Annotated in this window: 7 protein-coding genes; 3 read left to right on the top strand and 4 right to left on the bottom strand. The window is 52.9% G+C overall.

Going from position 1 to position 12,401, the window contains the following annotated elements:
* The first annotated feature begins 120 nt into the window (after nucleotides 1-120).
* The 3 genes from J0A68_RS16985 (at nucleotide 121) to J0A68_RS16975 (ending at nucleotide 6,712) form a co-directional block, all read left to right on the top strand.
* On the top strand, nucleotides 121-2,382 hold the full coding sequence (locus J0A68_RS16985) for an aconitate hydratase (RefSeq protein ID WP_206579430.1): 2,262 nt from the start codon (nucleotides 121-123) through the stop codon (nucleotides 2,380-2,382).
* 64 nt (nucleotides 2,383-2,446) lie between these two features.
* A complete protein-coding gene (locus J0A68_RS16980; protein WP_206579429.1) occupies nucleotides 2,447-3,649 on the top strand; it encodes a porin in 1,203 nt (400 codons plus the stop codon).
* Between the two features lie 129 nt (nucleotides 3,650-3,778).
* On the top strand, nucleotides 3,779-6,712 hold the full coding sequence (locus J0A68_RS16975) for a hybrid sensor histidine kinase/response regulator (protein WP_206579428.1): 2,934 nt from the start codon (nucleotides 3,779-3,781) through the stop codon (nucleotides 6,710-6,712).
* On the opposite strand, the gene J0A68_RS16970 is transcribed toward J0A68_RS16975, so the two are convergent.
* The 4 genes from J0A68_RS16970 to J0A68_RS16955 are packed head-to-tail and all read right to left on the bottom strand — an operon-like array spanning nucleotide 6,700 to nucleotide 12,197.
* Nucleotides 6,700-7,632, bottom strand: a complete 933-nt coding sequence (locus J0A68_RS16970) for a tetratricopeptide repeat protein (protein ID WP_206579427.1) — start codon at nucleotides 7,630-7,632, stop codon at nucleotides 6,700-6,702. The genes J0A68_RS16975 and J0A68_RS16970 overlap by 13 nt on opposite strands.
* Nucleotides 7,616-8,710, bottom strand: coding sequence for an AI-2E family transporter (locus tag J0A68_RS16965; RefSeq protein ID WP_206579426.1), 1,095 nt, complete (start codon nucleotides 8,708-8,710; stop codon nucleotides 7,616-7,618). Before J0A68_RS16965 ends, J0A68_RS16970 begins: the two co-directional genes overlap by 17 nt.
* A gap of 58 nt (nucleotides 8,711-8,768) precedes the next feature.
* Nucleotides 8,769-10,799 carry a M3 family metallopeptidase gene (locus J0A68_RS16960; RefSeq protein ID WP_206579425.1) on the bottom strand — a complete coding sequence of 677 codons (2,031 nt, stop codon included), beginning with the start codon at nucleotides 10,797-10,799 and terminating at the stop codon, nucleotides 8,769-8,771.
* A gap of 24 nt (nucleotides 10,800-10,823) precedes the next feature.
* Entirely contained in the window at nucleotides 10,824-12,197 is a 1,374-nt protein-coding gene (locus J0A68_RS16955) for a tetratricopeptide repeat-containing protein (RefSeq protein ID WP_206579424.1), read from the bottom strand.
* Between the last annotated feature and the right edge of the window lie 204 nt (nucleotides 12,198-12,401).

Here is a 12,401-nt window from a genome sequence, read left to right as displayed (position 1 = left end):
TTAAATGCTTGAGTAAAAGCAAGGAAGAGACTCTGCAATCGGTTACCGTTTTTGGGGGCTTTTTGCTATATTCGCCCACGAAAAATCGTACCTAAATATCCACCTAAATATCCAAAAACAATGGCTTTTGATATCGAGATGATCAAAGAGGTATACGCCCGGTTTCCCGAGCGTATCGCTGCAGCTAGAAAGGCTGTGGGAAGACCGCTTACTTTGACTGAAAAAATTCTTTACGCCCACTTGACAGAAGGGCCTGCCACTCAGGCTTATAAAAGAGGTGCTTCCTATGTAGACTTTCAGCCGGACAGGGTGGCAATGCAGGATGCTACGGCGCAGATGGCGCTTTTGCAGTTTATGCAAGCAGGTCGTGACAAGGTCGCAGTTCCATCTACCGTGCACTGTGATCACCTGATCCAGGCGGAGATCGGAGCCGAGAAAGACCTGAACAAGGCCAAGGATAAAAACAGAGAAGTATATGACTTTTTGGCTTCCGTGTCCAACAAATACGGAATCGGCTTCTGGAAGCCGGGTGCCGGTATCATCCACCAGGTGGTGTTGGAAAACTACGCTTTCCCGGGGGGGATGATGATCGGTACGGACTCCCATACTCCAAACGCAGGAGGTCTGGGCATGATCGCGATCGGCGTCGGTGGAGCTGATGCTTGCGACGTGATGGCCGGCTTGGCATGGGAGCTGAAGTTTCCAAAACTGATCGGTGTGAAGTTGACTGGCAAGATGTCGGGCTGGACTTCCGCCAAAGACGTCATCCTGAAAGTGGCGGGTATCCTGACCGTAAAAGGCGGAACCGGCGCTATCGTTGAATATTTCGGCGAGGGAGCTCGTTCCCTTTCCGCGACAGGCAAAGGCACTATCTGCAACATGGGTGCTGAGATCGGTGCGACTACCTCCATCTTTGGCTACGACCAGAAGTCCGCAGCTTACTTCCAAGGCACCGGCCGTGCCGACGTAGCAGCGATGGCAGATGAGATCGCCGAGCATTTGACCGGTGACGCCGAGGTTTATGCAGCCCCTGAGAAATACTTCGATCAGGTGATCGAAATCAACCTTTCCGAGCTGGAGCCTCATGTCAACGGGCCTTTCACGCCGGATTTGGCTTGGCCTATCTCCAAGTTTGCCGCTGCGGTGAAGGAAAACGGCTGGCCAGCGAAATTGGACGTGGGTCTGATCGGCTCCTGTACCAACTCTTCTTACGAAGACATCTCCAGAGCAGCCTCTTTGGCCCAGCAGGCCGTAGACAAGAAATTGGTAGCCAAGTCTGAATACACCATCACTCCCGGTTCCGAGCAGGTACGCTACACCGTAGAGCGTGATGGCTTCTTGGACACCTTCGGTAAAATGGGCGGTGTCGTCCTGGCCAATGCCTGTGGACCGTGCATCGGTCAGTGGGCTCGCCACGGTGCCGAAAAGCAGGAGAAAAACTCCATCATCACTTCCTTCAACAGAAACTTTGCGAAGCGTGCGGATGGCAATCCAAACACCCACGCCTTCGTCGCCTCTCCGGAGATCGTGACTGCTTTGGCTATTGCTGGTGATTTGACTTTCAACCCACTCGTGGATAGCCTGACCAACTCCGAGGGCAACGCAGTGAAGCTGGACGAGCCAAGCGGCTTGGAGCTTCCAAACAAAGGCTTTGCCGTAGAGGATGCTGGATACCAGTCTCCGGCTGAGGATGGTTCCAAAGTCTCCGTGATCGTAGATCCGGCTTCTGACCGTCTGCAGCTCCTCGACTCTTTTGCGGCTTGGGAAGGTACAGACCTCAAGGGCTTGAAGCTTTTGATCAAAGCCAAAGGAAAGTGTACCACCGACCACATCTCCATGGCAGGCCCTTGGCTGAAGTACCGTGGCCACTTGGACAACATCTCCAACAACATGCTGATCGGCGCGGTAAACTACTACAACGAGTCTACCAACTCCGTGAAAAACCAACTGACCGGTGCCTACGGAGAGGTGCCTGCTACCCAGAGAGAGTACAAAGCTCAGGGAATCGGCTCCATCGTAGTCGGTGACGAAAACTACGGAGAAGGATCCTCCAGAGAGCATGCGGCCATGGAGCCTAGATTCTTGGGCGTCCGTGCGATCTTGGTGAAGTCATTTGCCCGTATCCACGAGACCAACCTGAAGAAGCAGGGCATGCTTGCCCTGACTTTTGCCAACCCAGCCGACTATGACTTGATCCAGGAGGACGATTCCATCGACATCCTTGGCTTGACTGAGTTTGCTCCGGGCAAGGCTCTGGAGATCGTGCTCAACCATAAAGATGGCAGCCAGGACACTATCTCTGCTAACCATACCTACAATGAAGGGCAGATCGAGTGGTTTAAGGCAGGTTCTGCCCTCAACTTGATCAAGGCGAAAGCTTAATATTTACCAGTACCAGTATCCCTAAAAGCCGTAGCCCTCGTGGTTGCGGCTTTTACTATTTCCCATGAGACGATCTTTATATACTGTAATTTCCCTGGCCTGCCTGATGTTGGCAGCCGGACGCGGCTATGCCCAAAATGAATCCGATGAACGAGCTTTGATCAAAGTGGACAAAGGCATCAGCATCTCAAAGGACTCCCTTTTTCTGATGAATATCCGCTTCAGGATGCAAAACAGGTTTGGTATCCGAACCGAAAGCGGCGAGGATCTGTCCATTGAGCAGACCGATTTCAGGGTGCGTAGGCTTCGGTTGAGGTTTGACGGATACGTGCTCAACCCGCGGATGCAATACTACATCCAGCTCGGGTTTTCAAAGGCTGATTTGGATTTGGAAAGTGGGGGCTACGCCCAGCCCATCCGGGATGCCATGATCTACTACTTTTTTGACAAAAACTTCTACGTGGGCTTTGGCCAGGGTAAGTTGCCTGGCAACCGAGAGCGCGTGGTCAGCTCTGGCAACCTGCAGTTTGCAGATCGATCCATAGCCAACGGGGTATTCACCCTAGATCGTGATTTTGGTTTTTTCGCCTATTACACCTTGCCTACCAAGGGAAGAGCAAACTATCAGCTCAAAGGAGCGATCAATACTGGGGAAGGCCGAAATCCCTCACCTGGAGATGGTGGCCTGAGCTACACGGCCAGGTTTGAATACCTGCCCTTCGGCACATTCCGCAATTCTGGAGACTACTCCGAGGGGGACCTGGAGTTTGAGCCCACTCCGAAGCTCTCCATTGGGATTTCCTACAACTACAACGATGAGGCCGTCAGGACAAGGGGGCAGCTCGGGTCTAGCCTCTATGAGGCGAGAGACCTGCAGGTCTTTATAGCCGATGCGATGTTCAAATACATGGGCTGGGGAGTGATGGGAGAGTATTTCCAAAGGACAGCCAACGACCCCTTTACGCACAACGCCAATGGTGATACCCGGGTGGTTTGGGTAGGACAGGGGAGCAATGTGCACCTCAGCCGGATGATTACCAGAAAGTCCGAGTTGGCATTTCGATACGCCTCAGTGCGCCCAAGCGAGGAAGTCCAGCCCTACGAGCAGCGTCTGGAGGAGACAGCTATGGGTTACTCCCACTATGTCAACGGGCATAGGATCAAGCTACAGGGGAATGTGGGCTACTCCTGGGCCAATCGCGAGATTGATTTGATCCAAACAGCCAATTTCTGGTTTGCTACCTTCCAAGTGGAGTTTGGGATTTAACTTTTCTTCAAAAAAATGTATTTATAATTACCCAAATTTGCTACGAAATACAAATTGCTGTATGTTTACGGTCTAGGGGAGACATATTGTCGTCTTTTCACGGATAAAGGAACAGCAACTTTCGGTTCGATGCAGGACAAGGGGATAAACAGCACGTTTAAGAAGATCATTTTCGAGTCGTCGGAGATGGTCTTCCTTGCTGACGATACCTATCCCTATTCCATTTTTTACGCCAATGAGGCCTTCGAGGAGCAGATTGGCAACGATCTCTCTGAACGGTCACTGGTTGGCTTGGGCCTGGATATCAATGCTTACCTTTTCAAGGAGGAATTGATCCTTTCCCATGACCACAGGGATTTTTCCTTCAAGCTGGAGCTCCCACAAGACAGCGGTTCCAGCTATTTTCTCTTCTACAAAGGCCAGGAAATCAAATCCGATGGGTTGCCAGATAGAAAGGAGGTCCAACGGTTTTTTGAGGGAAATCCAGATCTGATAGGCATGGGAAAGGCGGGCTGCCTGACTTACCTCAACCCGAGCGTACAGCGAATCTTGGGCTATGGGCAAGACGAGTTGATCCATTCCGATCTCTGCTCCCTGGTACATGGAGATGACTTGGCAAGGATTCAGGAGCTTTGGAAAGTGCACCAGAAAAGTCAGGAGACGGCTTTTTTTGAGTTTCGCTGCAAGACGAAGCAGGGTGACTACAAATATTTGGAATGCTCTGCCCAGTTTGGTCCAGACGGTTTTTTTGTGATGGCGAGGGATATTTCCGATCGGGTGTATCAAGAAGCCAAACAAAGGAAGCTTGCTACTTTGCGGAGCAAGGCGCCCGAGCTGGCCGAAGTCGGTGGCTGGACACTTGATTTGGGAAAGAAAAGCCTGGTGCTGGAAGGCGTGACAGAGAAAATGCTGGGGGATTTGTTGGGAGAAAGCTATAGCCCAACGGAGCTCGCCGCGTGTTTTTTGGATCAGCTGGGACAGCAGGTTGCATTGCTCAACTCCAGCAGGTCTGAGTTTGATGGTGTATTGAAGCTTTCTGAATCACTGAGTCTGGGTTTTTCGGCATTTGTCGCCGAAAACAATCCCGTGGAAATCTGGGGAGTGGTTTGGGACGAAGGCAAAAGCCTTGCGCTTCAGGCCGAGTCCGAGACGCGATTGGGCCTTTGGCTCGACAGTCCGGAGGCGATGATGGTCGTGGAGTCCGATGGCAAGGTCTATTTGGCCAACAAGGAAGCCGACCTGCTTTTCGGCTTTGATAGATCCCATCCCATCCGGCATCTGGACAATCTGAACATCCTCCTACAGGATTCCTCTCCCTGGACAGACTGGCTGCAAACTACGGCTGCCGGCGGTTCCGTTTCCCACTTTTCCACGAATCTGATCGGAGAGGATGGAGTGAAACTCCATTTGGAAGTCGCCTCCAGAAAGGCGGTGCTCAACGATACCGCCTATGTGGTGCTTTCATTCCGGAATGTGTCGGAAAAAATCAGCTTGGAGCAAAAGGTGGAGGCAAGCAGCGACTTTTTGGTCAATCTGACCGAGCAGGTTCCCGGCGGCCTTTACCAGCTCGTGTTGAATGCCGAAGGGCAGATGAATTTTTCATTTTTGTCAAAAGGCATAGACTCGGTGCTGGGTATCTCCCAGGAGGAAATCAACGGGATGACGGACCTTTCCACCGTGATCTCCAGGGTACATCCACAGGATCTTCCTCAGGTGATCATGTCTTCGGTGGCCTCCGCCCGCAAGATGGAGCCTTGGCAATGCCAGTTTAGGGTAAAGCCTAAGCAGGCGGATGCTGAATACCGCTGGGTATTGGGGGCCGCGAGACCTCAGGCCTTGGAATCTGGGGATATGGTCTGGTATGGCTACCTGACGGATATTTCCAAGCAGAAGGAGTTTGAGGCAAAGCTGGACGAGGCGAGAATGGCGGCAGAGAAAGCCACCCAGATCAAGTCTGATTTTCTCTCCATGATCAGCCACGAGCTGCGTACTCCCCTCAACGCCATCTCTGGGTCGGTGTATTCCCTGATCCATGAAAATCCTACGGAAAGCCAGCGTGCGGCTTTGAATACGATCAATTTTGCGGTGGACAACCTGATCATCATGATCAACGACCTGCTTGACTTCCAAAAGATCGAGGCGGGCAAGCTGACGATCGAGCAAAGTACGATGAACCTGAGCGGGCTGATGGAGCAGGTCATGCAGGGGCTCGCCTTCCACGCCAAAGACAGCAGAAACCAACTGCGGCTACAGCTCTCCGAGGGATTGGATATCCAGGTGAAAGCAGACAAAACCCGGCTCTCCCAAATTCTGAACAACCTGATCACCAACGCCCTGAAGTTTACCCATGAAGGGGCTGTGGAGGTGAAAGCGGAGCTTTTGGGCCAAATCAGAAACAAGGTACGGGTGCTGTTTGCCGTCGAGGATAACGGGATTGGCATCGCCCCCGAGCATCAGGAAAGAATCTTCAACGACTTTGACCAGGTGAAGCCCACCTTCAGCTCCAAATACGGCGGCACTGGCTTGGGGCTGTCCATTACCCGTAAACTGCTGAACCTGATGGGAGGGCAGATCCAACTGGAGTCCCAGCTGGGCAAAGGGAGTAGGTTTTATTTTGAACTGGAGTTTGAACTCGTCGAGCGCTCAGTGGGACAAGGCTTGACTGGCACGAGTCAGGAGTACGCTTACGAAGGGCTCCATCTTTTGATGGCCGAGGACAACGACGTCAACGCTCTCGTGCTGGGCAAGATCATCAAAAAATGGGGCTACACCTTCCAGCGGGTGCACAATGGCCGAGAGGCAGTAGAGGCTGCCAGAATCGGTGCCTACGACTGCATCCTGATGGATATTCAGATGCCTGAGATGGACGGCTTTGAGGCGACGATGGAGATCAAGAAGTTTTGCGACAGTCCGGTCATCGCGCTGACTGCCGCAGCAAAGCTGGAGATTATCGAGAAGATCGACGAGTGCGGGTTTGAGGGGTTTGTGGCAAAGCCTATCGATGCCAACGAACTGCTCAAAAAGGTCAAAGAGGTGACGGCAAACCGCTACTACAGAGCCTGAGCCTTCGCGTAGTACTCCTGCACCAGCTCCATGTCGGGATAGTTGCTGGCAAGCTCCTCCAGATAGCGTAGAGCGGAGACTTTATCCCCAGTCAGCACATAGTAAATCCCCTTGTTGCGGAATGCGAAGGGGTTTTTTGAGTCCATCTGTATGCTTTGGTTGATCAGCTCAAGCCCTTCTTCTTTTTGGTCGAGAAAAAGCAAATACAAGCCCTTGTTATTATAGAAGTAAGCTTGGCCCTTGTCCAAGGCCAGCGCTTTCTCCACTGCTGCCAAGGCGCCCTCAAGGTCCTTTTCGGCAAATAAAATCATGGACTTCAGGTTGTAGAGATTGGGTTCGGTCGGGTTCACTTCCTCGGCTTTTGCCAAAATCTCTTTTGCTCCCTCGTATTCTTGCTGATAATACAGCACGGTAGCCTGATTGACCAAAAGATCGGAATTGCCCGGTTCCAGGTTGGCGGCTTTCTGAAATGCATCCAAGGCGGCCGGATAGTTTTTGAGCTTTTCCTGGCTGAGTCCAGACAGAAAATGGGCCTTCCAGTCCTTTTCGTCAAGCCTCATCAGCCGCTCGGCATCTTCTTCGGCTTTGTAAAACTCCCCGTTGTCCAGGTAGGACAGGCCTCTCTGAAAGATGGCCTCGGAATAGTCCGGACGGAGCTGGATGGCTTTGCTGAGGTCGTGGATAGTTTCGTCGAGTTGGTTGAGGCGGAGATGGGCCATAGCCTTGTTGAAATAGGCATCGGCATAGGTAGAGTCCAGGGCGATGGCTTCGTTGTAGAAGGCGATGGCCGACTTGGCGTCGTTCTCTTCCAGCTTCTCGTTTCCTTTCAGCAGGAATCTGCCCTTTTTGTCATCCAGGCTGTCGCAGCCCGCAAGTGCTCCGATCAGCAGGGCACAGAAAATTTTACTCTTCAGCTTCATCTTTGGGTTTATCCTTGGCTTCGATTTTTTCTTCCCCCAAAAGTAATGCAAAAGGCCGGGTAGTCTCGCTCAATTCGAAGATCTCTCGCAGGATCGCCAAAGTCGGGATCACCAGCACCATGCCTGCCACGCCCCAGATCGAAGCTCCCACCAGCAGGCCGAGGAAGGTGATGAAGGCGTTGAGGTTCACGTTGCCGCCGACGATCTTTGGCGTGAGGAAGTTGCCCTCGATCAGCTGAATGCCCTGGTAGCAGGCAAAAATGGCCAAGGGGTAGAAGAGGCTGTCCATCGTGAGAAAGGCATAGACTATCGGGAGCAAGACTCCAAAGAAAGGGCCCACGTAGGGAATGATGTTCAGGATAGCCCCGATGACGCCAAAGAAGATGGCGTGCTTCACCCCGATGATGGAATACGCGATGATGTTGAGGATGGCCAGGATGACCATCACCTTGACCACCCCCACGATGTAGCCCTGGATGACCCGCCTGAGATTGCTGATGCGGAGCTTGACCAAAGCCGGATCCTTGTCCCGATACAGCATGATCATCATGTTGGCCAGATGGTCGCGGTAGAGCAGGAAGAAAAACATGAAAACCGGGATCAAAACGATGCCAGACAGGGAGCCGATGGAGTTGAGCGCAAAGCTGGAGATGCTGCTGCTGTTGTCGTTGAGGAGGGTGAGCAGGTATTCGGTTTCGATTTTGTCCGCCAGGTTTTCGTCCATGCCGAGGTGCTCGAGCGTCCAGGCATCGATGTCCTCTGCCATCTGAACCAGCCGCCCGGAGACGTCGTCAAAATCCTTGGTAAAGTTGACGATGTTGTTGATGATGAAGCTGATCAGCCCCACCACCATCGCGATCATCGCCAGTAGGGAGATGACGCAGCTGAGGGTTCGGGGCACTCGGTATTTTTCCAAAAACATGCTCAGCGGCGTAAGCAGGATTGCGAAAAAACCACCCATGAACAGCGGAACCAAGAGGCTCTTGCCGATGATCAGGAAAAAGACCAAAACTATGATGAAAACCATCACGGAGAGGGCTTTCAAATAAGCCGGCATTTTTAGGCGGACGGAATCCATGCAGTCAAAAATTTGGTTTCAAAAAAGGTAGGACATATCCCGTAATTTTGCAATGCGCTCACAGGAGCCCCGAGCGCTTCAGCAAGGCCTCCGGCTTGGGCTCCCTTCCCCTAAATCGCTTGTAGAGCAGGCTCGGATGCTCGCTTCCTCCGGCAGCGAGCACGTTTTTCTCAAAAGACCTGGCGGTCTCCTGGTCGAAGATGCCCTGCTCCTGAAACAGTTCGAAAGCGTCGGCGTCCAAGACCTCTGCCCACTTGTAGCTGTAGTATCCGGAGGAGTAGCCTCCCTGGAAGATGTGCGAAAAGCTGGTGCTCATCAGCGTGCCCGGTACTTTGGGAAGTAGGTCGGTCTTTTTCATCACTTGCTGCTCAAAGTCCGCGATGTCGGAGATCTCCTCGGGATCGGTGCTGTGGTAGGCCATGTCCAGCAGGCCAAAGCTGATCTGGCGGAGCGTCAGGTAGCCTTGTTGGAAATTGGCGGCATTCTTGATTTTCTCGATCAGCTCGGCGGGGATTTTTTCGCCGGTTTCGTAGTGCTTCGCAAAGAGATCCAGACAGTCTTTTTCGTAGCACCAGTTTTCGAAAATCTGGGAGGGAAGCTCCACAAAGTCCCAAAATACGCTCGTGCCGGACAGCGACTCGTAGGTGCCCCTTGCCAGCATTCCGTGGAGGGCGTGGCCAAACTCATGGAACAGCGTCGTGACCTCGTTGAACGTCAGTAGGCTGGGTTTGCTTTTGGTGGGCTTGGTGAAGTTGCAGACGATGGAGACGTGTGGGCGATGGTCTAGCCCTTTATCCAGGTTTTGGCCGCGGAAGGAAGTCATCCAAGCTCCGTTTCGCTTGCCTGCCCTTGGGAAGAAATCTGCGTAGAAGACCGCCAAATGCTTCCCGTCCCGGTCTTTTACCTCATAGGCGGTGACGTCGGGATGGTAGACGGGGATGTCCGCATTGGGTACGAAGGTGATTCCAAAAAGCTTTTCAGCGGTCTGGAAGACGCCGTCGATGACCTTTTCCAGTTGGAAATAGGGCCGCAGGAGTTCGTCGTCCAGCGCATATTTTTCCTTTTTGAGCAGTTCGGAGTAGTAGCCGAAGTCCCAGCGCTGGAGCTGCTCCAGTCCGTCGTTCTTCTTTGCAAATTCGGCCACTTCACTCACATCGGCTTCTGCTTTGGGCTTGGCCTTTTGCAGAATTGAATCCAAGAAATCCATCACGGCCTTGGGACTTTTGGCCATGCGCTCCTCCAGCACAAAGTCTGCATGGGAGGCATAGCCCAGGAGATTGGCCCGCTCGTGCCGCAGCCTGAGCAGCTCGCGGATGGTCTCCTTGTTGTCCAGGTTGTCGCCTTTTGCCGACTTGGTGTTGTAGGCGAGATAGAGGGTTTTTCTCAGCTCCCGGTTTTTGGCATAGGTCATGGCGGGCACATAGCTGGGAAAGTCCAGTGTGAATGCCCATTTGCCGGGCTGGCCTTTTTCCTCCGCGATCTGGGCAGCCGCCTCTTTGATCCCCTCGGGCAAGCCCTCCAGGTCGCTTTCGCTTTCCACGAAGTGGACGTATTTGTTGGTCTCAGCGAGGACATTTTCGCCAAACTTCAAACTGAGCTGGGCAAGTTGCCGGTCGATCTCCCGGAGTTTGTCCGCATCGCTGGGGCTGAGTTTTGCGCCGTTTCGAACAAAAGACTTGTAGGTCTTTTCCAGCAAGGTCTCCTGCTCGGGGCTCAGCTTCAGGTTTTCTTTTTCTCCAAAAACCTGCGCCACACGCTGGAACAGCTCCTGGTCGAGGAGAATGTCGTTGGCATGGGCGGTCAGTAGGGGAGATATCTCCCTGGCCAGCTTCTGGATTTCATCGTTGGTTTCAGCGGAGTTGAGGTTGAAAAAAACGGCGGAGATCACGCCGAGCTTTTTGCCGGAGCGATCCAGTGCCTCGATGGTGTTTTCGAAGTTGGGAAGCGGTTCCGACTTGATTTTTTCTATGTCAGCCTTGCCGAGCTGGATGGCTTCCTTGACAGCCGGGAGAAAATGGGAAGTATGGATCAGGTCAAAAGGAGGAGTCTCAAAAGGGGTGGCGAAATCCGCCAAAAGAGGGTTGGTCATGGTAGTGGGTAAGCTTTGGGTAGTTTAATTGGGGGCGATCCATTGCGGATCGAGTAGATGCCCGACTTTTTTCAATTCAGCCTCTAATTTACCGATTTGTTCAGTAAAGCTTTCGAGCTGCCAAGTATGGAAAGGGATATTTTTTGACTGGGCGAGCGCCTCCCGGTAAGTGTCGAAGTCGCCCAGCCCAAAGCTGGACTCGGCCCGATTCACTAAGATCCAGTATTTCTGGCTGTTGTAGTATTCCTGGAGTTCCTGCCCGTCCTTGGTGCCGTCGGTGATGAGGGCCTGGTCGTTTTTTTCTTTTTCCTGGATCAGCTTCCAGTCTCGGTCGCAGAGGTAGAGCACGCGCTTCCAGGTGCGCTGCGCAAAGACCAGGTCCGCGATCCTCTCCTGATCCGAATCGGCCAAGGCGGACGTGGCGTGATAGACCAGCGTCATCGCGAGGTTGATGCCGTTGTAGCGGTTGTTGAGCAGGTAGTAGCTGCGCTGATAGTAGAGGATGGAGTCTTCCAGATGCTGGTCTCCTTCGCCGCATTCATAGAGTTTCTTTTCCACCGCACCGGCCGAGGAGACGGTTTCGGGGTCGTTGGTGGTGTCCAGGTGGATGGACTTCAGCAGGCCTAGGGATTCATACAGCGCGGTGACCAAGTCGGGCTCGGCGGCCTTGTAGGTGGTGAAGGCAAGACGGTGGGTCAGGTAGATGTCGTTTTGCCCCGAGTTGGCGGTCGAGAGCATGGCAGCCGTTTGGAAGAGGTTTTTTGCCTTGGCAAACTCCTTGGTGTCGATGGCGTCCTCGGCTTCTTGGATGATGAGGGAAAGGGCTTTGCCGATCTCGGGAGCCTTTTCGGGTTTTTCGGATTCCACCATCGCTTTTTCGATCTGCTCCTGAAGCTTCGGAGGAATCAGCGAATTCAGGTAGGTGTACACCGGACTGTCCGCTTGGGTTTTGTCCAGCACCGTCTGAATCACATTGCCCAGCGCAGCGCGAAAACGCTCCACTTCCTCGTAGTCGATCGCGTCTCCGAGGTGCTGGTAGCTGTGGATGACCACATGGTTGAGATCGAAGGGATAGACCAGCTTGTTTTCCGAAATGACGATGGTGGTATAGGGTCGGAGGGCGTGGCGTATGCCCAATTCATACAGTGCGTTGGCATTGAGCGTGGAGAGGTCGGCGATGACCAGATCGGCCTGCAGCAGCTCCCGATACATCTGCACATCGATGGATCCGGAGTGGGTGATCTCATCGGCCCGCACACATTCTATTCCTTTGGCTTCGACCACCGGCTTGATCAGCAGGCGGTAGGATTTGTTAAGGTCGAGTTTGCGGCCGTTGATATAGTCGGTTTTGATCCCGAAGCCCATTACCACGAAGCACCTTTTGTCGGTATTGCCCATATTAAAAAACTGTCCAGTGAAAAATTGGATGCTATAAATATTGCGAATGGAGGGCTTTTATGAAAGTGTTTTGGGTTTCTTCTTTTTTTGGAAAAGCAGGGGACAGTCTCGAAACTGAGATATGCACGGCTGGACACTGGCGTTGCAGGAAGCAAAAAAGTCGAAAGCAGGTGTCCTCACACCCAGCTTTCGACTTTCAATAGC

The organism is Algoriphagus oliviformis (genome assembly GCF_017254915.1).
Classification (GTDB): Bacteria; Bacteroidota; Bacteroidia; order Cytophagales; family Cyclobacteriaceae; genus Algoriphagus; species Algoriphagus oliviformis.
This window is presented reverse-complemented; position numbering and strand designations above follow the sequence as displayed.